Annotated in this window: 17 protein-coding genes; 12 read left to right on the forward strand and 5 right to left on the reverse strand. The window is 72.3% G+C overall.

All coding sequences use genetic code 11. From position 1 onward, the window contains the following. Positions 1–73: 73 nt before the first annotated feature. Positions 74–3,061 (forward strand): bifunctional [glutamine synthetase] adenylyltransferase/[glutamine synthetase]-adenylyl-L-tyrosine phosphorylase, encoded by a 2,988-nt coding sequence (locus ABTZ91_RS16805; RefSeq protein ID WP_352077911.1) that lies wholly within the window; start codon positions 74–76, stop codon positions 3,059–3,061. A gap of 534 nt (positions 3,062–3,595) precedes the next feature. Here the strand turns inward: ABTZ91_RS16805 and ABTZ91_RS16810 are convergent. Then, positions 3,596–3,808, reverse strand: coding sequence for a hypothetical protein (locus tag ABTZ91_RS16810; protein WP_352077912.1), 213 nt, complete (start codon positions 3,806–3,808; stop codon positions 3,596–3,598). Between the two features lie 186 nt (positions 3,809–3,994). Then, positions 3,995–4,606 (reverse strand): TetR/AcrR family transcriptional regulator C-terminal domain-containing protein, encoded by a 612-nt coding sequence (locus ABTZ91_RS16815; protein WP_352077913.1) that lies wholly within the window; start codon positions 4,604–4,606, stop codon positions 3,995–3,997. A 124-nt stretch (positions 4,607–4,730) separates the two neighbouring features. Between ABTZ91_RS16815 and ABTZ91_RS16820 the strand changes: the two genes are divergently transcribed. Together ABTZ91_RS16820 and ABTZ91_RS16825 are read left to right on the forward strand one after the other, a co-directional pair. Beyond that, the gene (locus ABTZ91_RS16820) at positions 4,731–6,281 is read left to right on the forward strand and encodes an APC family permease (protein ID WP_352077914.1); all 1,551 of its coding nucleotides are present in this window, start codon (positions 4,731–4,733) and stop codon (positions 6,279–6,281) included. Then, positions 6,188–7,759 (forward strand): amidohydrolase, encoded by a 1,572-nt coding sequence (locus tag ABTZ91_RS16825; RefSeq protein WP_352077915.1) that lies wholly within the window; start codon positions 6,188–6,190, stop codon positions 7,757–7,759. The genes ABTZ91_RS16820 and ABTZ91_RS16825 overlap by 94 nt, the downstream gene beginning before the upstream one ends. On the opposite strand, the gene ABTZ91_RS16830 is transcribed toward ABTZ91_RS16825, so the two are convergent. Together ABTZ91_RS16830 and ABTZ91_RS16835 are read right to left on the reverse strand one after the other, a co-directional pair. Beyond that, on the reverse strand, positions 7,743–8,705 hold the full coding sequence (locus tag ABTZ91_RS16830) for a phosphatase PAP2 family protein (RefSeq protein WP_352077916.1): 963 nt from the start codon (positions 8,703–8,705) through the stop codon (positions 7,743–7,745). The genes ABTZ91_RS16825 and ABTZ91_RS16830 overlap by 17 nt on opposite strands. A 75-nt stretch (positions 8,706–8,780) precedes the next feature. Next, positions 8,781–9,821, reverse strand: coding sequence for a LacI family DNA-binding transcriptional regulator (locus ABTZ91_RS16835; RefSeq protein WP_352077917.1), 1,041 nt, complete (start codon positions 9,819–9,821; stop codon positions 8,781–8,783). A 305-nt stretch (positions 9,822–10,126) separates the two neighbouring features. Here ABTZ91_RS16835 and ABTZ91_RS16840 point away from each other — a divergent pair, with 305 nt between their 5' ends. The 8 genes from ABTZ91_RS16840 to ABTZ91_RS16875 all read left to right on the forward strand — a co-directional run bounded on the left by ABTZ91_RS16840 (position 10,127) and on the right by ABTZ91_RS16875 (position 23,986). Then, the gene (locus ABTZ91_RS16840) at positions 10,127–11,404 is read left to right on the forward strand and encodes an extracellular solute-binding protein (protein ID WP_352077918.1); all 1,278 of its coding nucleotides are present in this window, start codon (positions 10,127–10,129) and stop codon (positions 11,402–11,404) included. A 31-nt stretch (positions 11,405–11,435) separates the two neighbouring features. Further along, positions 11,436–12,449: a sugar ABC transporter permease gene (locus ABTZ91_RS16845; RefSeq protein ID WP_352077919.1), complete on the forward strand. Its 1,014-nt coding sequence runs from the start codon at positions 11,436–11,438 to the stop codon at positions 12,447–12,449. Continuing rightward, positions 12,446–13,336: a carbohydrate ABC transporter permease gene (locus ABTZ91_RS16850; protein WP_352077920.1), complete on the forward strand. Its 891-nt coding sequence runs from the start codon at positions 12,446–12,448 to the stop codon at positions 13,334–13,336. Before ABTZ91_RS16845 ends, ABTZ91_RS16850 begins: the two co-directional genes overlap by 4 nt. 61 nt (positions 13,337–13,397) lie before the next feature. Beyond that, positions 13,398–15,071, forward strand: coding sequence for an alpha-amylase family glycosyl hydrolase (locus tag ABTZ91_RS16855; RefSeq protein ID WP_352077921.1), 1,674 nt, complete (start codon positions 13,398–13,400; stop codon positions 15,069–15,071). Further along, complete coding sequence (locus ABTZ91_RS16860) at positions 15,059–16,126, forward strand: LacI family DNA-binding transcriptional regulator (protein ID WP_352077922.1); 1,068 nt, start codon at positions 15,059–15,061, stop codon at positions 16,124–16,126. Before ABTZ91_RS16855 ends, ABTZ91_RS16860 begins: the two co-directional genes overlap by 13 nt. A gap of 247 nt (positions 16,127–16,373) precedes the next feature. After that, positions 16,374–18,059 (forward strand): carbohydrate-binding module family 20 domain-containing protein, encoded by a 1,686-nt coding sequence (locus tag ABTZ91_RS16865; protein WP_352077923.1) that lies wholly within the window; start codon positions 16,374–16,376, stop codon positions 18,057–18,059. A gap of 71 nt (positions 18,060–18,130) precedes the next feature. Next, complete coding sequence (gene pulA, locus ABTZ91_RS16870; RefSeq protein ID WP_352077924.1) at positions 18,131–23,431, forward strand: pullulanase-type alpha-1,6-glucosidase; 5,301 nt, start codon at positions 18,131–18,133, stop codon at positions 23,429–23,431. Positions 23,432–23,653: 222 nt separating this feature from the next. After that, positions 23,654–23,986 (forward strand): isomerase, encoded by a 333-nt coding sequence (locus tag ABTZ91_RS16875; protein ID WP_352077925.1) that lies wholly within the window; start codon positions 23,654–23,656, stop codon positions 23,984–23,986. Here the strand turns inward: ABTZ91_RS16875 and ABTZ91_RS16880 are convergent. After that, a complete protein-coding gene (locus tag ABTZ91_RS16880; protein ID WP_352077926.1) occupies positions 23,971–24,684 on the reverse strand; it encodes a TetR/AcrR family transcriptional regulator in 714 nt (237 codons plus the stop codon). The genes ABTZ91_RS16875 and ABTZ91_RS16880 overlap by 16 nt on opposite strands. A 37-nt stretch (positions 24,685–24,721) precedes the next feature. Between ABTZ91_RS16880 and ABTZ91_RS16885 the strand changes: the two genes are divergently transcribed. Continuing rightward, a complete protein-coding gene (locus tag ABTZ91_RS16885) occupies positions 24,722–25,246 on the forward strand; it encodes a hypothetical protein (protein WP_352077927.1) in 525 nt (174 codons plus the stop codon). The last annotated feature ends 10 nt before the right edge of the window (positions 25,247–25,256 follow it).

Here is a 25,256-nt window from a genome sequence, read left to right on the forward strand (position 1 = left end):
CCCGGGGCGCCCCCGCACCCCGCGCCGGATAGGCTCGACGCCGGACGGAGACGACCGGTGAGGGAGCGGCGGAATGACGGTGCCGGGACGCAGGAGCAGCACGTTCAGCCGGCTGCTGCGGCACGGGTTCACCGATCCGTCGGCGGCCGAGCGGCTGCTCGACCTGCCCGAGCTGGCCGCCCTGCGCGGCGACTCCGTGCTCCTGGACGCCCTCGGCGCCACCGCCGACCCCGACCTCGCCCTGCGCGGCCTGGTACGGCTCGTCGAGGCACAGCCGGAGGCCGAGCGGCGGGGCCTGACCACCACGCTGCTGTCCGCCAAGCCGTTCCGCGACCGGCTGCTCGGCGTGCTCGGCACCTCCGAGGCGCTCGCCGACCACCTGGCCCGGCACCCGCGCGACTGGCAGGCCCTCGTCACGTACGAGGCGGCCGATCTGCACCCGGGCGTCGCCGACTTCGAACGCGGGCTCGCCGAGGCGACCGACCCCGTCTCGCTGCGGGTCGCCTACCGCCGCTGCCTCCTCGCCATCGCCGCCCGCGACGTCTGCGGCACCATCGACGTCGCCCAGACCGCCGCCGAACTGGCCGACCTCGCCACCGCCACCCTGCGCGCCGCCCTCGCCCTCGCCCGCGCCGCCGCGCCCGAGGACGCCGCCCGCTGCCGGCTCGCCGTCATCGCCATGGGCAAGTGCGGCGGCAACGAGCTCAACTACGTCTCCGACGTCGACGTGATCTTCGTGGGGGAGCCGGCGGACGGCACCGAGGAGGCCCAGGCCCTCCAGGCCGCGACCCGGCTCGCCTCCCACCTCATGCGGATCTGCTCCGAGACGACCGTCGAGGGCACCATCTGGCCCGTCGACGCCAACCTCCGCCCCGAAGGCCGCAACGGGCCGCTGGTGCGGACCCTGTCCAGCCACCTCGCCTACTACCAGCGCTGGGCCAAGACCTGGGAGTTCCAGGCCCTGTTGAAGGCGCGGCCGGTGGCCGGCGACCCGGAGCTCGGCGCCGCGTACATCGACGCCGTCTCCCCGCTCGTCTGGCAGGCGGCCGAACGCGAGAACTTCGTCTCCGACGTGCAGAAGATGCGCCGCCGGGTCGTCGACAACATCCCCGTCGGCCACGTCGACCGCGAGCTGAAGCTCGGCCCCGGCGGCCTCAGGGACGTCGAATTCGCCGTCCAGCTGCTCCAGTTGGTGCACGGCCGCAGCGACGCCACCCTGCACAGCGGCTCCACCCTCGACGCGCTCGCCGCCCTCGCCGCCGGCGGCTACGTCGGCCGCGCCGACGCCGCCCAGCTCGACGACGCCTACCGCTTCCTGCGCGCCATGGAGCACCGCATCCAGCTCCACCGGCTGCGCCGCACCCACCTCGTCCCCGAGGGCGAGGAGGACCTGCGCCGCCTCGGCCGCTCCCTCGGGCTGCGCACCGACCCGGTGGCCGAGCTCGGCCGCGAGTGGCGGCGGCACGCGGCCGTGGTGCGCCGGCTGCACGAGAAGCTGTTCTACCGGCCCCTCCTCGACGCCGTCGCCCAGCTCGCCCCCGGCGAGATCCGGCTCAGCCCCAAGGCCGCAGGGCAGCGGCTCGAAGCGCTCGGTTACGCCGATCCCGCCGCCGCCCTGCGCCACCTGGAGGCACTGTCCTCCGGGGTCAGCCGCAAGGCCGCCATCCAGCGGACGCTGCTGCCGGTGCTGCTCGGCTGGTTCGCCGACTCCGCCGACCCCGACGCCGGGCTGCTCGGCTTCCGCAAGGTGTCCGACGCCCTCGGCAAGACCCCCTGGTACCTGCGCCTGCTCCGCGACGAGGGCGCCGCCGCCGAGAACCTGGCCCGGGTCCTGTCCGCCGGCCGGCTCGCCCCCGACCTGCTGCTCCGCGCCCCCGAGGCGGTCGCGATCCTCGGCGACCCCGAGGGCCTGAAGCCGCGCGGCCGCGACCACCTGGAGCAGGAGGTGCTGGCCGCGGTCGGCCGGGCGGAGGGTCCCGAGCAGGCGGTGGTGGCGGCCCGCGGGGTGCGGCGCCGGGAGCTGTTCCGTACCGCCGCGGCCGACCTCATCGGCTCGTACGGCACGGAGGACAGCCCCCGCGCCGCCGACCCCGGCGACCTGGTCGACCGGGTCGGGCAGGCGGTCACCGACCTCAACGCCGCCACCCTCGCGGGCGCGCTGCGGGCCGTCGTACGGGCGGAGTGGGGCGAGGAGCTGCCGACCCGGTTCGCGGTGATCGGCATGGGCCGCTTCGGCGGACACGAGCTCGGTTACGGCTCCGACGCCGACGTCCTGTTCGTGCACGAGCCGCGCGAGGGCGTCGACGAGCAGGAGGCGGCCAGGGCCGCGAACCAGGTCGTCACCGAGATGCGCCGGCTCCTCCAACTGCCCACCGCCGACCCCCCGTTGCTCATCGACGCCGATCTGCGCCCGGAGGGCAGGAACGGTCCCCTGACGCGCACCCTGAAGTCCTACGAGGCGTACTACCGCCGCTGGTCGCTGGTCTGGGAGAGCCAGGCGCTGCTGCGCGCCGAACCGATGGCCGGGGACCGGGAGCTGGGCGAGCGGTTCATCGAGCTGGTCGACCCGCTGCGCTATCCGGCGGACGGGCTCGGCGAGGACGCGGTGCGCGAGATCCGCCGCCTCAAGGCCCGGATGGAGAACGAACGGCTGCCGCGCGGCGCCGATCCGACCCTGCACGCCAAGCTGGGGCGGGGCGGGCTGAGCGACGTCGAGTGGACGGTGCAGCTGCTCCAGATGCGGCACGGCTGGGCCGAGCCGGGCCTGCGGACCACCCGCACGCGCGCGGCCCTGGCGGCCGCGCTCGCGGCCGGCCTCATCGGCGCGGACGAGGCGCAGACCCTGGACGAGGCCTGGGTCCTCGCGACCCGGGTCCGCAACGCGGTGATGCTGGTCCGCGGCCGGCCCGGCGACACCTTCCCCTCCGAACCGCGCGAACTGGCGGCGGTCGGGCGCTACCTGGGCTACGGGCCTGGCCACGTCGGCGAGATGGTCGACGACTACCGCCGCATCACGCGCCGGGCGCGGGCGGTGGTGGAGGAGCTGTTCTACGGGGCCTGACCCGCTGCCACGGCCCCGTCCGGCTCGCGCCCTCCACCCCACGGTGCCCCTGCGCCCCGCTGACGCGGCGCCCGCCGGCCGCCCCCCCGTTGTGGGCCTTCGCCCCGCCGGTGCGGTGCCGTTCGTCCACCCCGTTGTGGGCATTCGTTCCTCCCCCAGACTTCGTCCGGGGGTGCCCCCAGGCGGAACGGGTGGGCACAACGGACGGCGCCCCTTGCCGGGCCCAGGCTCCTTGCGGTAACGGTCACCACCGGGGCGCAGCGCCCTTGTGGTGCGGGCAGGAACAAGGAGCGGAGGCGCCCGCAGAGGGCGCCGTCCCGTGTGCCCACCCGTCCCTCCCCCTAGGGCTTCGCCCTGGGGGGACCCCCAAGCGGGACGACTGCCCACACGGCGGGCGGCGGGGAGGGGCGACGGGCCACGCGGGGGTGGGTGGGGACGATTGCCCACGCGGAGGTGGGCGGGTGCCCCCCACGGGCGGGGGCGGCGGCCCGCACGCGAGCGCGGGCCGGGCGAATGCCCGCACCGCCGCCGGGCTCAGGCGCCGTCCCCGCCGCCCGCCGCCGTCGTGTCGTTGCCGTTCCGGCCCTTGCGGTCCGCCCGCTGGACCGCGCGGGCCGCGTCGCCGGCCGCAAGCGTCGCCCGGGCCACGCCGCGGGTCCAGCGCGGGCCGCCGCGGGCGGCCCAGACGACGCACGCGCAGCCCGCCACGACGAGGACGAGGATGCCGGACAGGATGAGCAGGGTCATGGGGGTCCCCCTTCGCTGATGCCCGCCGGGTGCGGCCCGGCGGTGGTCGGATCCATGATCCCAGGCGGAGGTTCGGAGGAGCCGCCGGTACCGGGGCGTAGACCCGGTGGTAGTCGCGCCCCATTGGTCTCAGGCGGAGGCGACCGTCAGCCCTCGGCGCCGGGGCGCATGGCCCGCTGCCTCCTCTCAGGCCGAGGTGTCCAGCAGCCGCCGGCACCGGGCCAGATAGCCGTCCAGCGCCAGCTCGAAGGACGCGTCCGAGCGGCCGCCGGCGACCGCCGCGAGGGCGGCGGCCAGGCGGGGGGTGGCGGTCTCGTCGGCGAGTTCCCACATCATCTCGGGAGCCGCCATGTCGAGGGCCGAGCCGAGGACCAGATTCTCCAGGCCGATGATCACCGGCATGACGTCCGCGAGCGGGAAGCCCGCCGCCAGGAGCCGGGCGACGGCCTTCTCGTACTGCAGGAGCACCTTCGGCGCGCGCACCGGGGACGTGGTCAGGAGGGGGATGGCGCGCGGGTGGGCGGCGAAGGCGGCCCGGTAGGAGCGGGCCCAGGCCGCCATGGCCGCGTCCCAGGGGTCCAGGTCGAGGGCGGCGTCGTCGATCGCGTCGCAGACCCGCTCCCGGAGCAGCTCCACGATGCCGTCCCGGCCGTCCACATGGTGGTACACCGAGGCCGTCTGCGCACCCAGCCGCCGCGCGATCTGCGGGACGCTGAAGTCGCCCTGCTCGTCGACGAGTTGGAGTGCCGTGGTGGTGATGCGCTCCCGGTCGAGGAGGGGCGTGCGCGGCCGGCCCATGCAGGTCTTCTCCCAGTTCAGGTCTTCCCGAATCGTCGGACCCGAGGCTACATTGCGCCACACCAGTCAACCGAAAGGCTTTAGGTTTCCGCTTCCCCCGTCCCTCCGGAAGGGCTCTCCCCGCATGTCCTCCACCCGTTCCCCCGCCCCCGACGAGCCACCCGGCCTGCGCACCGGCACCCTCACCACCGCCGACATCTCCTTCTTCGTGGTCTCCGCCGCCGCCCCGCTCACCGTCATGGCCGGAGTCGCCCCCATCGCCCTCGTCCTCGGCGGCATCGGCGCCCCCGCCGGCTACCTCCTCGCCGGCGTCACCCTCGCGATCTTCGCCGTCGGCTTCACCGCCATGAGCCGGCACGTCCGCAGCGCCGGCGCCTTCTACGCGTACATCACCCGCGGCCTCGGCAAGCCGCTGGGCATCGCCGCCGCCCTGATCGCGATGGTCGGCTACAACGGCATGGAGATCGGCGTCTACGGACTCCTCGGCTCCGCCACCGCCGACACCACCCACGCCCTGCTCGGCATCGACGTGCCCTGGCTGCCGGTCGCCCTCGCCGGTCTGCTGCTCATCTGGTACGGCGGCTACCGCTCCATCGACTTCGGCGCCAAGGTCCTCGGCGTCCTGCTCGTCGCCGAGACCGGCATCCTCGTGCTCCTCGCCGGCGGCGTGCTCCTCGACGGCGGCGCCGACGGGCTCTCGCTCGCCTCCTTCGCCCCCGGCAACGTCCTCGTGCCCGGCACCGCGGCCGTCCTCGCCTTCGCCTTCTCGGCGTTCACCGGCTTCGAGTCGACCGTGATCTACCGCCGCGAGGCCCGCGACCCCGCCCGCACCATCCCCCGCGCCACCTACATCGCGGTCGGCTTCCTCGGCCTCTTCTACGCCTTCGTCGTGTGGACCGTCATCCAGGCCTTCGGCGACGAGAAGGTCGTCCAGGCCGCCGCCGACGACACCGGCGGACTCTTCTTCGCCGCGATCACCACCTACGTCGGGTCCTGGGCCGCCGACCTGATGCACGTCTTCATCGTGACCAGCATCATCGCCTCGCTGCTCGCCTTCCACAACGCGATCAACCGCTACGCCCTCGCCCTCGCCGAGGAAGGCGTCCTGCCCGCCGCCCTCGGCCGCGTCCACCCCCGCCACCGCTCCCCGTACATCGCCGGCCTCGCCCAGACCGTACTCGGCGCGGTCGTGGTCCTCGGCTTCGCGGCCGCCGGTGCCGACCCGTACACCCAGCTGCTGCTCTGGGTGAACACCCCCGGCATGCTCGGGCTCATGGCGCTGATGCTGCTCGCCGCCCTCGCCGTCGTCCGCTACTTCCGGCGCGTCCCGCACCAGGAGGGCGCCCTGCGCACCCTCGTGGCCCCGGTCACCGCCGCCGTCCTGCTCGCCGTCGCGCTCTGGCTGGTCACCAGCAAGGTCGCCCTCTTCACCGGCGCCTCGCCCACCGTCAACACGGTCCTGGTCGCCGTCGTCCCCGCCGTCCTCGTCCTCGGGCTCCTGCTCGCCGCCCGGCTGCGCCGCACCCGCCCCGAGGTCTACGCCCGCTTCGCCGCCGAACCCACGCCTTCCGGAGATCCCTCGTGTCCGCAGCACCCGACCTCGTCCTCGCCGGCGCCCGCGTCCGCGACCCCGAACTCTCCCGCCACACCGCTGTCGCCGTCCGCGACGGACTGATCACCGCCGTCGGCGACGACACCGACGTCCGCGCCTGGCGCGGCCCCCGCACCGAGGTCGTCGACCTCGCCGGCGCCACCCTCACCCCGGGACTCACCGACGCCCACAGCCACCCCGTGTGGGGCCTGGAGATGTTCACCGGCACGGACCTGTCCGCCGTCACCGACCTCGACGGACTGCGCGCCGCCCTCAAGGGCGCCGAGCGCCGCGACGGCTGGGTCCTCGGCTTCGGCCTCGACCACAACGTCTTCGCCGGCCGGCCCGTCCACCACGAGCTGATCGAGGACGTCCTCGACGGCGCCCCCGCCTTCCTCCGGCTGTACGACGGACACTCCGCGCTCGCCAGCGCCGCCGCCCTCGCGGCCGCCGGCATCGACGGGCCGCGCGCCTTCGCCCAGCGCTCCGAGGTCGTCTGCGACACCGCTGGCCGCCCCACCGGGCACCTGAACGAGCACGCCGCCATGGACCTGATGACGCCCGTGCTGCCCGCCCAGCCCTACGCCGAGCGCCGCGACCGGCTCGTCGAGCTGCTGTCCGCGATGGCCGCCACCGGACTCACCGGCGCCCACGTCATGGACCTCGGCGGCCACGACGTCCCCGGCCTGCTCGCCGCGATCGAGGCCGACGGCGACCTGCCGCTGCGGTTGCGCCTCGCGCCCTGGTGCATGCCCGGCGCGAGCACCGAGGAGCTGGACGAGCTGGTCCGGCTCCAGGAGCGGGTCGGGCGGCTGTGGCGGATCGGCGGGGTCAAGTTCTTCATGGACGGCACCGTCGAGGGCGGCACCGCCTGGCTGGAGCACGCCGACTGCCACGGCCAGGGCACCGACGCCTTCTGGCCCGACCCGGCCGCGTACACCGCCGCCGTACGGCACCTGCACCGCGCCGGCGTCGGCACCGCCACCCACGCCATCGGCGACGCCGCCGTCCGGCACGTCCTCGACACCGTGGAGACCCTGGGCGGCCCGGGGCCCCGGCACCGGATCGAGCACATCGAGACCGTCCCCGACGACCAGCTCGGCCGCTTCGCCGCGCTCGGCGTCGTCGCCTCCATGCAGCCCCCGCACACCGCGTACACCCGCGCCGACCACACCGACGAGTGGTCCAGGCGGCTCGGCGAGGAGCGGGCGGAGCGGGCCTGGCGCTGCCGGGACCTCAGGGAGGCGGGCGCGTGGCTGGCGCTCGGCTCGGACTGGCCCATCGCCCACTACGACGCCCGTCAGGTGCTCGCCACCGCCCGCTCCCCGCGCGGCGCCGCCTCCGCCCGGCCGGGTCTGACCGGGGCGATGGCGCTGGAGGGCATGACCACGCACGCGGCGCGCGCGGCGGGGGAGGAGCACCTCGCGGGCCGGATCGCCGTCGGCTACCGGGCGGACCTCACCGCCTTCGCCGTCGACCCGGTCGACGCCCCGGCCGACGAGACCGCCGGGGCCCCGGTCCGGCTCACGGTCGCGGGCGGCCGGATCACCTGGCGGAGCTGAGCGGCTCCGGAGCGTCCTCGGTCTCCTCGGTCTTCCCGGCCCCGTCACGGTCCGCCACCGCAACCGGCGGCGGACCACCGGGGACGGCCCCCTGCGGGGCCGAGGCGTCCGGGGCGGCCGGGGCCGCGGCCTGCCCCACCAGCTTGGGCAGCTTGTGCGGGCGCGAGCCGTACCAGACGTAGCTGACGGCGAAGCCGAAGGCCAGGCAGATCACGCCGCCCACCGCGTCCAGCCAGAAGTGGTTGGCGGTGGCCACGATGACGACCAGCGTCGCCGCCGGGTAGAGCAGGCCGAGGATCCTCGCCCAGGGCGCCTTGGCCAGCAGGAAGATGGTCACGCCGCACCACAGCGACCAGCCGATGTGCATCGACGGCATCGCCGCGTACTGGTTCGACATGTTCTTCAGGTTGCCCGAGGCCATCGAGCCCCAGGTGTGGTGCACGAGGACGGTGTCGACGAAGTTCTGGCCGCTCATCAGCCGAGGGGGAGCGAGCGGATACAGGTAGTAACCGACAAGCGCCACACCGGTGGTGGCGAACAGGACCGTGCGGAACGCCGCGTAACGGCCCGGCTGCCCCCGGTACAGCCACACCAGCACGCCGATCGTCACGATGAAGTGCAGGGTGGCGTAGTAGTAGTTCATCGACACGATCAGCCATGTCACCGAGTTCACGGCGTGGTTGACGGTCTGCTCGAAAGCGAGGCCGAGCGAGTGCTCGGCCTGCCAGATCCAGTCGGCGTTCCTGAGCGCCTGGGCCTTCTGCTCGGGCACCGCGTTGCGGATGAGCGAATAGATCCAGTAGCTGACCGCGATGAGCAGGATCTCGAACCAGATCCTCGGACGCCGGGGCGCACGGACGCGCAGCCGCGCCCAGCCGCCGCCGGCCACGATGGGTGACGACGGGGTCGTCCGACTTTCCGAGGTCTTCACGGTCGTTTCACCCATAGGTCGAGAGTCTGCCAGATCCCGTCCCCTCGACCGATCATCCCTCGGTCGGGTACGGGGCGCACCCGGTCCGCCTTAAGGCGTAGGGGGTGCCGTAGGGGTCGAAGGCGCCGACGCGGTGGAGCCGCGCACCACCAGTTCCGGCATGAACACGAACTCGCTGTGCGGGGCGGGCGTCCCGCCGACCTCCTCCAGGAGGGCCCGTACGGCCGCCTGTCCCATGGCCTGCACCGGCTGCCGGATGGTGGTCAGCGGCGGGTCGGTGAACGCTATCAGCGGGGAGTCGTCGAAGCCGACGACGGAGACGTCCCTGGGCACCTGGAGCCCCTGCTGCCGGGCGGCCCGGATCGCGCCGAGCGCCATCATGTCGCTGGCGCACACGATCGCGGTGCAGCCCTTGGCGATGAGCGCGGCGGCGGCGGCCTGGCCGCCCTCCAGGGTGTAGAGGGAGTGCTGGATCAGCTCCTCGGCCTCCTCGGGGGCGAAGCCGAGCCGCTCCTGCATGCCCTTGCGGAAGCCCTCGATCTTGCGCAGCACCGGCACGAACCGCTTGGGACCCACGGCGAGGCCGATCCGGGTGTGCCCGAGCGCCGCCAGGTGCGTCACGGCCAGCACCATCGCGGCCCGGTCGTCGGGGGAGACGAAGGGGGCCTGCACCTTGGGCGAGAAGCCGTTGATGAGGACGTACGGGACGCCCTTGCCGCGCAGCTGGTCGTAGCGGGTGGTGTCGGCGGTGGTGTCGGCGTGCAGGCCGGAGACGAAGATGATCCCGGCCACGCCCCGCTCCACGAGCATGTCGGTGAGCTCGTCCTCCGTGGACCCGCCGGGGGTCTGGGTGGCGAGCACGGGGGTGTATCCCTGCCGGGTGAGGGCCTGCCCGATGACCTGCGCGAGCGCGGGGAAGATCGGGTTGTCCAGTTCGGGGGTTATGAGCCCGACGAGGCCGGCGCTGCGCTGGCGCAGCCGGACCGGGCGCTCGTAACCGAGCACGTCGAGCGCGGCCAGCACGGATTCACGGGTGGCCGCGGCCACACCGGGCTTGCCGTTGAGCACGCGGCTGACTGTGGCTTCACTGACCCCCGCCTGGGCTGCGATGTCGGCGAGCCGCGCGGTCATGGGAGTGGACTGTACCGGTCGGGCGTCCCCTTGCCCACCTCGCGCGCGTTCCGGCCGCCTTCGGCGGGCTTGCGCAAGTTCTTGCAAGAGACGGCATGGTTCCGTGACTGTCAAGCGGCTCGTCGGCAACCTTCGGGACACGTGGATGTAACGATCCCCGGGTCTTGCAGAAATTTCCCGCAAGGTCTTTCGGCTCGTTTTCATCCCTGTTACGTTCCTGCCAACCCGGCGCGCCGCGAGGGAGCGGTCGCATGAGGAAGGTGTTCAGCCCCTCGTTCTCACCGGGACCATTCGAAGGAGTTCACATGCGGCGTGGCATAGCGGCCACCGCGCTGGTCGCGGCCCTGGGCGTGACCCTGGCGGCGTGCGGGGGCGACAACGGATCCACCGGCGGCGGCACGAAGGGCTCGGGCGAGCTCTCCGGCACGGTCACCTGGTGGGACACCTCCACGGTCGGCTCCGAGGACAAGGTCTTCAAGAAGATCGCCGAGGACTTCACCAAGAAGCACCCCAAGGTGAAGGTCAAGTACGTCAACGTGCCGTTCGGTGACGCCCAGAACAAGTTCAAGAACGCCGCCCAGTCCGGCTCCGGCGCCCCCGACGTGATCCGCGCCGAGGTCGCCTGGACCCCGGACTTCGCGAACCTCGGCTACCTCGCCCCGCTGGACGGCACCCCCGCCCTGAAGGACCAGGACGACTTCCTCAAGCAGGCCGCCGCCTCCACCAAGTACAACGGCAAGACCTACGCCGTGCCGCAGGTCATCGACTCCATGGGCATCTTCTACAACAAGAAGATCTTCAAGGAGGCCGGTGTCGAGGTCCCCAAGACCGTCGACGAGCTCAAGTCCGTCTCCGCCAAGATCAAGCAGAAGACCGGCAAGACCGGCCTCTACCTGCGCGGCGACGACGCCTACTGGTTCCTCTCCTTCCTGTACGGCGAGGGCGGCGACCTGGTCAACGCCGACACCAAGACCGTCACCATCGACAACGCCGCCGGCGTCAAGGCGATGAAGACCGTCAAGGAGCTGGTGGACTCCAAGGCCGCGATCACCGACGCGACCAACGGCTGGGACAACATGCAGGCCGCCTTCAAGGACGGCAAGGTCGCGATGATGATCAACGGCCCGTGGGCCGTCGCCGACACCTACACGGGCAAGGAGTTCGCCGACAAGGCGAACCTGGGCATCGCCCCGGTCCCGGCCGGCTCCGCCGGCCAGGGCGCCCCGCAGGGCGGCCACAACCTCGCGGTCTACGCCGGCTCCAAGAACCTGGACGCCTCCTACGCCTTCGTCGAGTACATGAGCTCGCCCGAGGTCCAGGCCCAGTTCGCCAAGGAGCTCAGCCTGCTCCCGACCCGTACCTCGGTCTACGGCAAGTCGGACGTGGCCCTGAACCCGATGATCAGCTTCTTCAAGCCGGTCGTCGAGAAGGCCGTCGAGCGCCCCTGGATCCCGGAGACCGGCAGCCTCTTCGCCCCGCTGGTCACCGAGTACACCAAGGTCCTCACCAACCAGACGACCCCGGAGCAGGGAGCGAAGACGGCGGGCGACTCCTACCGCAAGCTCCTGAAGGACTGGAAGTAACACCGAAGCGGGAAGGAAGGCAGACCGCCTGATGGCTGTGGACACCAGCAGCCAGTCGGTGGCGAAGGCCGCGGGCGACGACGTCGCCCGCGGCCGGAGCCGCGGAACTGGCCACCGGCGGGGACCGGTGAAGCGATCCCTCTCCACCCACTGGTACGCCTGGGCGATGGTCGCCCCGGTCGTGGTCGTGATCGGCGTGATCATCGGATATCCGCTGGTCCGCGGCATCTGGCTGTCGCTCACCGACGCCGACGAGCGCAACGTCGAGCGGTCCATCGGCGTCAACCACATTCCCGCGAGCTACGAGTTCGTCGGCCTCGAGAACTACGCCGACGCGCTCACCGGAAGCCAGTTCCTCGGCACGCTCGGCTGGACCCTGGTGTGGACGGTCTCCTGCGTCTCGGTGACCTTCGCCCTCGGCCTCGCCCTCGCCAACATGCTCAACCGGAAGATGGCCGGCCGCTCCGTCTACCGGATGCTGCTCATCCTTCCCTGGGCGGTCCCCGGCTTCGTCTCCGTCTTCGCCTGGCGCTTCCTCTACGACGAGCGCCGCGGCATCCTCAACCAGCTGCTCGCGGGCGGCGGCATCGACGCCGTGCCGTGGCTCAACGACCCCACCTGGGCCAAGTTCTCGGTCATCGCCGTCAACGTCTGGCTCGGCGTGCCGTTCATGATGGTCGCCCTGCTCGGCGGTCTGCAGTCCATCCCCACCGAGATGTACGAGGCCGCCGAGATGGACGGCGCCAACGCCTGGCAGCGCTTCCGGCACATCACCCTGCCCGGTCTGCGCTCGGTCTCCACGACGGTGATCCTGCTGAGCACCATCTGGACCTTCAACATGTTCCCGGTGATCTTCCTGCTCACCCGGGGCGGTCCCGGCGAGGCCACCCAGATCCTGGTGACCCAGGCGTACAAGTTCTCCTTCGAGATCAGCCCGCGCGACTACGCCCAGTCCTCCACCTGGGGCGTGCTGATCCTGATCCTCCTGATGGTCTTCGCCGCGGTCTACCGGCGGGTCCTCCGCAAGCAGGGAGAAGTCTGGTGACCACCGCAACCGCCCCCGCCCCGGCCGGGAAGCCGGCCGAGGCCCCGGCCCGCGCCCCGCGCCGCGGCCGCCGCTCGCCGCTCGCCTCCGCCGGGCTGCACCTCACCCTGATCGTCGCCTCCGTGATCGCCGTCTTCCCGGTCCTGTGGGTCCTGCTGACCTCGCTCAAGCCGGCGAAGTTCGCCACCACCACGGACTTCGTGAAGGAGCCGACGCTCCGGAACTACACGAACCTGCTGAGCGACACCCCGTTCCTCACCTGGTTCGGCAACTCCCTGCTCGTCGCCGCCCTCACCACCGTGCTCGGCGTCTTCGTCGCCTCCACCACGGGCTACGCCGTCAGCCGCTTCCGCTTCGCCGGCAAGCGCGGACTGATGTGGACGCTGCTCATCACCCAGATGTTCCCGGTCGCCGTCCTCATCGTGCCGATCTACAACATCATGTCGTCGATGGGCCTGCTCAACACGTCGACCGGCCTGGTCATCACGTACCTGACCATCGCCGTCCCGTTCTGCGCGTGGATGATGAAGGGCTTCTTCGACACCATCCCGAAGGAGATCGACGAGTCGGGATACGTCGACGGCCTCACCCCGTTCGGCACCTTCTGGCGGCTGATCCTGCCGCTCGCCAAGCCGGGCATCGCGGTGACCGCCTTCTACTCCTTCATCACCGCCTGGGGCGAGGTCGCCTACGCCTCCGCCTTCATGGTCGGCGACGAGAACATGACCCTCGCCGGCGGACTGCAGAAGTTCGTCAACCAGTACGGCGCCCAGTGGGGCCCGATGACCGCGGCCTCCGTGCTCATCGCCGTCCCGGCCGCCCTGGTGTTCCTCTTCGCCCAGCGCCACCTGGTGACCGGCATGTCCGCCGGCGCCGTCAAGGGCTGAGCCCTCCACCGGGCCCCGCACCCGAGTCCGCGTACGAATGTCCTTACGACGCAAGGAAGACATGACCCAGCACCTCGCCGCCCCCGCCGACGCCGCCCCCGCCACCGGCACGCAGTCGGACTGGTGGAGAGACGCGGTGATCTACCAGGTCTACCCGCGCAGCTTCGCCGACGGCAACGGCGACGGCATGGGCGACCTGGAGGGCATCCGCAGCCGGCTTCCGTACCTCAAGGAGCTCGGTGTCGACGCCGTCTGGCTCTCCCCCTTCTACGCCTCCCCGCAGGCCGACGCCGGCTACGACGTCGCCGACTACCGGGCCATCGACCCCATGTTCGGCACGCTCCACGACGCCGACGCCGTCATCCGCGAGGCCCACGAGCTCGGCCTGCGGATCATCGTCGACCTGGTCCCCAACCACTCCTCCGACCAGCACGAGTGGTTCCAGCGCGCGCTGCGCGAGGGCCCCGGCTCCCCGCTGCGCGAGCGCTACCACTTCCGCCCCGGCAAGGGGAAGAACGGCGAACTCCCGCCCAACGACTGGGAGTCCATCTTCGGCGGCCCCGCCTGGACCCGCACCCGGAACCCGGACGGCACCCCCGGCGAGTGGTACCTCCACCTCTTCGCGCCCGAGCAGCCCGACTTCAACTGGGACCACCCGGCCGTCCGCGACGAGTTCCGCTCGATCCTGCGCTTCTGGCTGGACATGGGCGTCGACGGCTTCCGCGTCGACGTCGCCCACGGCCTGGTCAAGGCCGACGGGCTGCCCGACATCGGCGCCCACGACCAGCTGAAGCTGCTCGGCAACGACGTCATGCCGTTCTTCGACCAGGACGGCGTCCACGAGATCTACCGCTCCTGGCGCAAGGTGCTGTCCGAATACGACGGCGAGCGCATCCTCGTCGCCGAGGCGTGGACCCCGACCGTCGAGCGCACCGCGAACTACGTGCGCCCCGACGAGATGCACCAGGCCTTCAACTTCCAGTACCTGGGCACCCACTGGGACGCGGCCGAGCTGCGGACCGTCATCGACGCCTCGCTCGCCGCGATGCGCCCGGTCGGCGCACCCACCACCTGGGTGCTGTCCAACCACGACGTCACCCGGCACGCCACCCGCTTCGCCAACCCGGCGGGCCTCGGCACCCAGCTGCGCACCCCCGGCGACCGCGAGCTCGGTCTGCGCCGGGCCCGCGCCGCGACCCTGCTGATGCTGGCGCTGCCCGGCTCCGCCTACGTCTACCAGGGCGAGGAGCTCGGCCTGCCCGACGTCACCGACCTGCCCGACGAGGTCCGCCAGGACCCGTCGTTCTTCCGGGCCACCGGCCAGGACGGCTTCCGCGACGGCTGCCGGGTGCCGATCCCGTGGACCGTCGAGGGCGGCTCGTACGGCTTCGGCTCCGGCGGCTCCTGGCTGCCGCAGCCCGCCACCTGGGGGCGCCTGAGCGTCGAGGCGCAGACCGGTGACCCCACCTCCACCCTGGAGCTGTACCGCAGCGCGCTCGCCGTGCGCCGCGAGCGCCCCGAACTCGGTGCGGGCGAGTCCGTCGAGTGGCTGGAGGCACCCGAGGGTGTGCTCTCCTTCCGCCGCGGCGGATTCGTCTGCACCGCCAACACCACCGGCCGGGCCATCACCGTCCCGCTGCCCGGCCGGTTGCTCCTCTCCTCCGGCGAGGAGATCCGGATCGTCGACGATGAGGCCCTGGTGCCCGCCGACACCACCGCCTGGTGGGCGGTGTGACGATCCCCCTGCCGCGGGGCGCCGGAGGGGGCGCCCCGCGGCTCGCGGACATCGCGGCCCAGTCCGGGGTGAGCGAGGCCACCGTCAGCCGGGTCCTCAACGGCAAGGCGGGGGTGGCCGGCGCGACCCGGCACAAGGTGCTCGCCGCCCTCGACGTGCTGGGCTACGAGCGTCCGGTACGGCTCAAACGGCGCAGCGCGGGTCTGATCGGCCTGGTCGTGCCCGAGCTGACCAACCCCATCTTCCCGGCCTTCGCGCAGGTCATCGAGCAGGTCCTGGCCGGGCACGGCTACACCCCGGTGCTGTGCACGCAGATGCCGGGCGGGGCCACCGAGGACGAGCTGGTCGAGCAGCTGGTGGAGCGCGGGGTCTCGGGCATCCTCTTCCTGTCCGGGCTGCACGCCGACGCGAGCGCCGACCCGGTGCGCTACACGCGGCTCGCCGCGCGCGGGGTGCCGTTCGTCCTCATCAACGGCTTCAACGAGCACGTCGACGCCAACTTCGTCTCGCCCGACGACCGGGCCGCGGCCCGGATGGCCGTACGGCACCTGCTCGAACTCGGCCACGAACGCATCGGGCTCGCCATCGGACCGACCCGCTACGTGCCCTCGCGGCGCAAGGCCGAGGGCTTCGTCGCCGAGCTGCGCGAGCAGCTGGGCGTGGAGCGCGTCTGGGCCGAACGCTTCGTACGGCCCACGCTGTTCGGCGTCGAGGGCGGGCACGCCGCCGCCGACCTGCTGCTCGCCGAGGGCTGCACCGGCATCGTGTGCGGCTCGGACCTGATGGCCCTCGGGGTCGTCCGGGCGGCCCGCGGCCGGGGCCTGGACGTGCCCCGGGACGTGTCGGTCGTCGGCTTCGACGACTCCCCGCTGATCGCGTTCACCGATCCGCCGCTGACCACCGTGCGCCAGCCGGTCCAGGCGATGGCGACGGCGGCGGTCGGCACGCTCCTGGAGGAGATCGAGGGAAACCCGGTCCAGCGCACGGAGTTCGTGTTCCAGCCGGAGCTCGTCGTCCGCGGTTCCACGGCGCAGCCGCCGCAGCCGGCCGTCTGACGGCTCCGGCGGTCCGGCCGCCTGACGGCTCCGGCGGTCCGACGGTTCCGGCTGTCCGGTCATCTGACGGCCCGTCCGTTGGTAACTCCTTGCACAACTCCTTGCATCGCTGTGTTTGAAGTCTTGACCGCACGTCTGTACGGGCCTACGGTCGCGGCTGAAAACAGTTGCTGATGTTTTCGGCAACTTCTTGCGAACAGGCTCTCGCGAGCCGCTCTGGCGACAGGGACGTCGTACAGGAGGAAGCATGGCAAGAAAGACCGTGGCCGCTGCACTCGCCCTTGTGGCCGGAGCCGCTGTGGCCGTCACGGCACCGCCCGCCGCGCAGGCGGCCGCGCCCGGCCCCAAGGACGTCACCGCCGTGATGTTCGAGTGGAACTTCGCCTCCGTGGCCAAGGCGTGCACCGACCAGCTGGGCCCCGCCGGCTACGGCTACGTGCAGGTCTCCCCGCCCCAGGAGCGCATCCAGGGCCCCCAGTGGTGGACCGCGTACCAGCCCGTCAGCTACAAGATCGCCGGCCCGCTGGGCGACCGGACCGCCTTCAAGAGCATGGTCGACACCTGTCACGCCGCCGGCGTGAAGGTGGTCGCCGACACCGTCGTCAACCACATGGCGAACTCCTCGGGCACGGGAACGGGCGGGACCTCGTTCTCCAAGTACGCCTACCCGGGCCTCTACTCCGGCGCCGACATGGACGACTGCCGCGCCGTCATCTCGAACTACCAGGACCGCGCCAACGTCCAGAACTGCGAGCTCGTCGGCCTGCCCGACCTCGACACCGGCGAGGACTGGGTGCGCGGGCGGATAGCCGCGTACATGAACGACCTGCTGTCCCTCGGCGTCGACGGCTTCCGGGTCGACGCCGCCAAGCACATGCCGGCCGCCGACCTCGCCGACATCAAGTCCCGGCTGACGAATCCTTCCGTCTACTGGAAGCAGGAGGCCATCTTCGGCGCCGGCGAGGCCGTCTCGCCGAGCGAGTACCTCGGCAACGGCGACGTCCAGGAGTTCCGCTACGCCCGCGACCTCAAGCGGGTCCTGCAGAACGAGAAGCTCGCCTACCTCAAGAACTTCGGCGAGGCCTGGGGCTACATGCCCTCCGGCCAGTCCGGCGTCTTCGTCGACAACCACGACACCGAGCGCGGCGGCGACACCCTCAGCTACAAGGACGGCGCGAACTACACCCTCGCCTCCGTCTTCATGCTGGCCTGGCCCTACGGCTCCCCGGACGTCCACTCCGGCTACGAGTGGACCGACAAGGACGCCGGCGCCCCGAACAACCACCAGGTCACCGCCTGCTACAGCAACGGCTGGAAGTGCCAGCACGCCTGGCGCGAGATCGCCTCCATGGTCGCCTTCCGCAACACCGCCCGCGGCCAGGGCGTCACCGACTGGTGGGACAACGGCAACAACGCGATCGCGTTCGGCCGCGGCGGCAAGGCGTACGTGGCCATCAACCACGAGTCCTCCGCCCTCACCCGCACCTTCCAGACCCAGCTGCCCGCCGGCACCTACTGCGACGTGCAGAGCGGCAAGCCCGTGACGGTGAACGCCTCCGGCCAGTTCACGGCCACCCTCGGCGCGAACACCGCCCTCGCCCTGCACGTGAACGCCACCGACTGCGGCTCCCAGCCCGCGACCGCCGGCGCCTCCTTCAACGTCACCGCCACCACCACGGTCGGCCAGAACATCTACGTCACCGGCAACCGCCCCGAGCTCGGCAACTGGTCCACCACCGCCGCCCTCAAGCTCGACCCGGCCGCCTACCCCGTCTGGAAGCTCGCCGTGGGCCTCCCCGCCGGCACGGCCTTCGAGTACAAGTACCTCCGCAAGGACGCCGCCGGAAACGTCACCTGGGAGTCCGGCGCCAACCGCACCGCGACCGTCCCCGCCTCGGGCCAGATCGTCCTGAACGACACCTTCCGAAACTAAGGCCCCTCCCACCGCAAGGGCCGCCCCGCCCGGGGCGGCCCTCTCTTCCCGTACCTCCTGGGAGCACCCCCGTGATACGCAAGAGAACGGCGGTCGCGCTGGCCGCCGCCCTGTGCGCCGCCCTCGTGCCCGCCCTCCCGGCGACGGCCGCACAAAGGCCCCCGGCCCCGCCCTCCGACAAGGCCCTGGCCGCCACGCCCGCCCGCCACGACCTGACCCGCGAGCAGTTCTACTTCGTGCTGCCCGACCGCTTCGCCAACGGCGACACCGGCAACGACCGCGGCGGCCTCACCGGCTCCCGCACCGCCACCGGCTTCGACCCGGGCGACAAGGGCTTCTACCAGGGCGGCGACCTCAAGGGCCTCACCCAGCGGCTCGACTACATCAAGGGCCTCGGCACCACCGCCATCTGGATGGCGCCGATCTTCAAGAACCGGCCCGTGCAGGGCGAGGGCAAGGACGCCTCCGCCGGCTACCACGGCTACTGGATCACCGACTTCACCCAGGTCGACCCGCACTTCGGCACCAACGACGACCTGAAGAGGCTGATCGCCGCCGCCCACGCCAAGGGCATGAAGGTCTTCTTCGACGTCATCACCAACCACACCGCCGACACCGTCGACTACGCCGAGAAGAAGTACGGCTACCGCCCCAAGGGCGCCCACCCCTACCTCGACTCCACCGGCCGCCCCTTCGACGACCGGGCCGGCATCCCGGCGACGGTGGACAGCGACTCCTTCCCGTACACCCCGACCGTCGCACCGGGCCGCGAGACCAAGGTCCCGGCCTGGCTCAACGACCCGACGATGTACCACAACCGGGGTGACTCCACCTGGGCCGGCGAGTCCGCCGAGTACGGCGACTTCGTCGGCCTCGACGACCTGTGGACCGAGCGCCCCGAGGTCGTCGAGGGCATGAAGCGGATCTACGAGAAGTGGGTCCGCGACTTCGACATCGACGGCTTCCGCATCGACACCGTCAAGCACGTCGACCTCGACTTCTGGACCCAGTGGGCCACCGCCCTCGACGCGTACGCCAAGAAGCAGGGCCGCGAGGACTTCTTCATGTTCGGCGAGGTCTACTCCGCCGACACCACCGTCACCGCCCCCTACGTCACCCGCGGCCGGCTCGACGCGACCCTCGACTTCCCCTTCCAGGACGCCGCCCGCGCCTACGCCTCCCAGGGCGCCGGCGCCGACAAGCTCGCGAAGGTCTTCGCCGACGACTACCGCTACACCACCGACAAGGCCAACGCCTACGAGCAGGTCACCTTCCTCGGCAACCACGACATGGGCCGCATCGGGACCTTCCTCAAGCAGGACCGCCCCGGCGCCTCCGACACCGAACTCCTCCAGCGGGCCCGCCTCGCCAACGAGCTGATGTTCCTCTCCCGGGGCAACCCGGTCGTCTACTACGGCGACGAGCAGGGCTTCACCGGCGCCGGCGGCGACAAGGACGCCCGCCAGACCCTCTTCGCCTCGAAGACCGCCGACTACCTCGACGACGACCAGCTCGGCACCGACCGCACCCACGCCTCCGACGCGTACGACCCCACGCACCCGCTCTACCAGGGGATCGCCCGGCTGTCGAAGCTGACGAAGGAGCACCCGGCGCTGCGCGACGGCGTCCAGCGCGAGCGCCTCGCCGAGGGCTCCGTCTACGCCTTCTCCCGTACGGACCCGAAGGCGAGGACCGAGTACCTGGTCGCCACCAACAGCGCCACCGAGGCGAAGACCGTCACGATCCCGGTCGACTCGGCCGCCTTCCACACCCTGTACGGGGGCAAGGGCGCCGTCACGGCGAAGGACGGCGAGGTCACCGTCACCGTGCCCGCCCTGTCCTCCCTGGTCCTGAAGGCCGACGCCCCGCTCCCGGCCCCGGCCACCGCGCCCGGCGTCACGCTGAAGGCCCCGGCCGCCGGCGCCACCGGCACCGTGGAGATCTCCGCCGACGTCACCGGCGGCGGCCTGAACCGGGTCGTCTTCGCCGCCCAGGTCGGCAACGGCCGCTGGCAGACCCTCGGCACCGCCGACCACGCCCCCTACAAGGTCACCCAGCACGTGACGGCCCCCGCGGGCACCCCCTTGCGCTACAAGGCCGTCGTCGTCGACTCCGCCGGCCGCACCGCGAGCGCCCTCGCCACGACCACCGCCGGGCAGGCCCCGGCACCCGAGAAGCCCGTCGCCGTCGAACGCACCCACGCCGTCGTCCACTACCAGCGCCCCGACGGCGACTACGACGGCTGGAAGCTGAAGGCGGCAGGCCAGGAAGCCGCCTTCACCGGACGCGACGCCCACGGCGCCTTCGCCTGGGTCCGCGTCCCCGAGGGCGCCTCCACCGTCCCGTACACCGTCGAGAAGGACGGCACCGCCGACGGCCCGCAGCGAAGCATCACCCTCGCCCGCACCGGCGAGGTCTGGATCACGCAGGGCCAGGACGGACAGTCCGACACCGCCCCGGCCCCGGCGCCGCAGGACAAGGGCAAGGTCGTCCTCCACTACCAGCGCGCCGACGGCGACTACGACGGCTGGGGCCTGCACCTGTGGACCGGCGCCGCCCAGCCCACCGACTGGTCCCGGCCCCTGATGCCCGCCCGGGTCGACTCCTACGGCGCCGTCTACGAGGTGCCGCTCGCCGAGGGCGCGACCTCCCTGTCGTACATCCTCCACAAGGGCGACCAGAAGGACCTGCCCACCGACCAGTCCCTCGACCTCGCCACCCACGGCCACGAGGTGTGGCTGCTCGCCGGACAGCCGAAGTACCTGCTGCCGATGGCCGGCGGCACCCCGGACCTCGACCTCACCAAGGCCGAGGCCCAGTGGATCGACCGCACCACCGTCGTCTGGAAGGTGAAGGCCACCGACGCCACCAGCCAGCAGCTGGTCCACGCCGAGGACGGCGGCATCACCGTCACCGACGGCGCCCTCAGCGACGAGGGCCGCTGGCTGCGGCTGAACCCCGCCGCGCTCACCGACGCCCAGAAGGCGCGCTTCCCGCACCTCAAGGACCACCCCGCCTTCACCGTCGACCCGCGCGACGCCGACCGCGTCCGCGCCTCCCTGCGCGGCCAGCTCATCGCCACCCAGCGCGCCGCCAACGGCGCCCTGCTCGCCGCCACCGGCGTCCAGACCGCCGGCGTCCTCGACGACCTGTACGCGGCGAAGGCGACGAAGGCCGCCCTCGGCCCCGTCTTCCGCGCCGGCCGCCCCACCCTCTCCCTGTGGGCGCCCACCGCGCAGTCCGTCACCCTCGAACTCGACGGCAAGACCGTTCCCATGCGGCGCGACGACACCTCCGGCGTCTGGTCCGTCACCGGCACCAGGGCCTGGACCGGCAAGCCGTACCGGTACGTCGTGAAGGTCTGGGCCCCCAGCGTCCAGAAGGTCGTCGTCAACAAGGTCACCGACCCCTACTCGACCGCCCTCACCACCGACTCGGCCCGCAGCCTCGCCGTCGACCTCACCGACGCCCGGCTCGCGCCCCAGGGCTGGAAGACCCTGAAGAAGCCCGCCGCCGTGCCGCTGCGCGACGCCCAGATCCAGGAACTCCACATCCGCGACTTCTCGGTCGCGGACCGCACGGCGAACCCCGCACACCGCGGCACCTACCTCGCCTTCACCGACAAGGGCAGCAAGGGCTCACGCCACCTCAAGGCCCTCGCCGACTCCGGCACCTCCTACGTCCACCTGCTCCCCGCCTTCGACATCGGCACCATCCCGGAGAAGAAGTCCGAGCGGACCGAACCCGCCTGCGACCTGAAGGTCTACGCCCCCGACTCCGAGGCGCAGCAGGCCTGCGTCGCCGCCGCCGCGGCCAAGGACGCCTACAACTGGGGCTACGACCCCCTGCACTACACCGTCCCCGAGGGCTCCTACGCCACCGACCCGAACGGCACCCGCCGCACCGTCGAGTTCCGGCAGATGGTCCAGGCCCTCAACGGCCAGGGCCTGCGCACCGTCATGGACGTGGTCTACAACCACACCTTCGCCGCCGGACAGTCCGACAAGTCCGTCCTCGACAAGATCGTGCCCGGCTACTACCAGCGCCTCCAGGCCGACGGCAGCGTCGCCACCTCCACCTGCTGCGCCAACACCGCGCCCGAGAACGCCATGATGGGCAAGCTCGTCGTCGACTCGGTCGTCACCTGGGCCAAGGAGTACAAGGTCGACGGCTTCCGCTTCGACCTCATGGGCCACCACCCCAAGGACAACATCCTCGCCGTCCGCGAGGCCCTCGACGCCCTCACCGTGGAGAAGGACGGCGTCGACGGCAAGGCGATCGTCCTCTACGGCGAGGGCTGGAACTTCGGCGAGATCGCCGACGACGCCCGCTTCGTCCAGGCCACCCAGAAGAACATGGCCGGCACCGGCATCGCCACCTTCTCCGACCGGGCCCGCGACGCCGTCCGCGGCGGCGGCCCCTTCGACGAGGACCCCGGCGTCCAGGGCTTCGCCTCCGGCCTCTACACCGACCCCAACACCTCCCGCGCCAACGGCACCCCGGAGCAGCAGAAGGCCCGGCTCCTGCACTACCAGGACCTGATCAAGGTCGGCCTGTCCGGCAACCTCGCCTCCTACACCTTCACCGACACCTCCGGGCGTACGGTCAAGGGCTCCGAGGTCGACTACAACGGCGCCCCGGCCGGTTACGCCGCCGCCCCCGGCGACGCCCTCGCCTACGCCGACGCCCACGACAACGAGACCCTCTACGACGCCCTCGCCTTCAAGCTGCCGGCCGACACCTCGCCGGCCGACCGGGCCCGCATGCAGGTCCTCGCCATGGCGACCGCGACCCTCTCGCAGGGCCCGGCGCTCTCCCAGGCCGGCAGCGACCTGCTCCGCTCCAAGTCCCTCGACCGCAACTCGTACGACAGCGGCGACTGGTTCAACGCCATCCACTGGGACTGCGGCGACGGCAACGGCTTCGGCCGCGGGCTTCCCCCCGCCGCCGACAACAAGGCCAAGTGGGCCTACGGCAAGCCGCTGCTCACCGACCCCGACCTGACGGTCGGCTGCGCCGAGATCGACGGCGCCTCCGCCGCCTACCGGGACCTGCAGACGATCCGCACCACCGAGCCGGTCTTCTCCCTCGACACGGCCGACCGGGTCCAGGACACCCTGTCCTTCCCGCTCTCCGGCCGCGACGAGACCCCGGGCGTCATCACCATGCGCCTGGGCGACCTGGTCGTCGTCTTCAACGCCACCCCGCAGACGCAGCGCCAGACGGTCGGCGCCCTGGCCGGGAAGGGCCACCGCCTCCACCCCGTCCAGGCGAACGGCTCCGACCCGACGGTGCGGTCCGCCGCCTACGACACGGCTTCGGGCACCTTCACGGTCCCGGCCCGCACGGTGGCGGTCTTCACGGCGCGCTAGGGGCCCCGGCCGCCAGGCCCTGGTGCGAGGGACGCCTCCCTCGCACCAGGGCCTTCTCCATGAGCGTCACCACGTACCGGCGGCGTCCGCGCGCGGCTTCACCGATGTGTCGAGATCGCGGCCGTCCGCCTGCCGGATGGTCACTTGTGCCGCCCGAGCCTTCCCGTAAGGGTGGGCCCCGACATCCCCGACCCGGGTGTCCCGACCCCGAGGAGCGACCCCATGCCCCAGATCACCGTCGACTACTCCGCGCCCCTCGACCGGCGCGGCTTCGCCCTCGCCCTGCACGGGCTCGTCGTGGAGACGGTCGACGCCCGGATCGAGGCCTGCAAGACCCGCTTCCGCGAGGTGGAGGAGCTCGTCGTCGGCGACGGCGCCACCGACGACACCGTCGTCCACGTGGAGATCGCGCTCCTCGCGGGCCGCACCGACGAGGCCAAGGCGCGGCTCGTCCAGGGCGTGCTCGCCCTGGTGCCCGAGCACCTCAAGGAGCGGGAGGGCGTCCGGATCTCCGCCGAGGTGCGGGACCTCGACCCCTCCTACGCCAAGCGCTGACCCGGCACCCGCGGGACGAGGGCGACGAGCCGGCCCACCAGGTCGCCGAACGGGCCGTCGGCCGGCTCGTCGGCGAGGATACGGACCAGGATCTCCGCCATCTCCGGGTCGTACGCGGCACTGACCGCGGCCAGCGCCGCGAAGTCGTGCACGAGCTGCAGCTCCAGCTCCGCGCGCGGCACCCGGCGCCCGTCCAGCCACAGCAGCGCCGTCGACTCGGCGAGCGACACCCAGGAACGGACGACCAGTTCGAGCCGCGCGGACGGCTTGCCGACCTCCAGATGGGCCAGGATCTGCTCGTAGGCGGCCTGCCGCACCTCGTCGATCATCGCGTTGGTGGTGGAGGAGCCGACCGCAGGGCCGCCCCGCATCAGCGCCGCGAAACCCGGGCCGTGGTCGTCGACGAAGTCGAAGAACCGGCCCATCACCCGCAGCAGGCGTGCGCCGAGCGGACCCTCGGGCGGTTCGAGGAACCGGCCGGCCAGCTCGTCGGCCGCGCGGCGCAGCGCCGCCTCGTACAGGGACTGCTTGCCCGGGAAGTAGTGGTAGACCAGCGGCCGGGAGATGCCCGCGGCGGCGGCGATCTCGTCGATGGAGACCTCGTCGGGGGAGCGGTGGCTGAACAGCTCGAGGGCCACCCCGATCAGCTGCCGCTTGCGCTCCTCGACGCCCATCCTGCGGCGCACCCCGGTCGTCATGCGAACAGCGTACGGGAGTCCGTTACGCTCCCGGCACATGAGTGCTTCTGAGCAGGACAAGCCGGAGACCGGGGCCGGGACCGGGACCGAGGCCGGTGCGCGGGCCGTGACCGGCAGCGGTGCGGTCGAGCCGGGCGAGACGGCTGCCGCGACGGAGGCCGGCACCAAGACCGCCGCCGGCACCGTGACGGAGGCGGGCACCGAGTCCGCCGCCGGCACCGAGGCCGCGACCGAGGCCGAGGCCGGGGATGGCACCGAGGCCGCGCCCGAGCCCGGCACCGAGGCCGACGAGCTGGCCGAGCGCACCGGTCTCACGCCCCGGCAGGCCCGGCTGCTCCGCGTCGTCGTCGGCGCGGTCCTGCTCGTGGTGATGGGCGTGGTCCTGGTCGTCCGCCTCGCCGCCCACACCTCCGTCCTCGTCGTCGGCGTCTACGGGCTCGCCATGATCCTGTGCGGGGTCGTGATCGAGCTCTCCCGCAACGGCCGTACGCGCCTGGCCACCTGGCTCCTGGCGGGCGGCCTGCTCACGGCGCTCGCCCTCGACTGGCTCGTCCTGCCGTAGGAGCGTGCGT

It is taken from the genome of Streptomyces sp. NPDC126499 (genome assembly GCF_040302485.1).
In the GTDB taxonomy this organism is placed as follows: domain Bacteria; phylum Actinomycetota; class Actinomycetes; order Streptomycetales; family Streptomycetaceae; genus Streptomyces.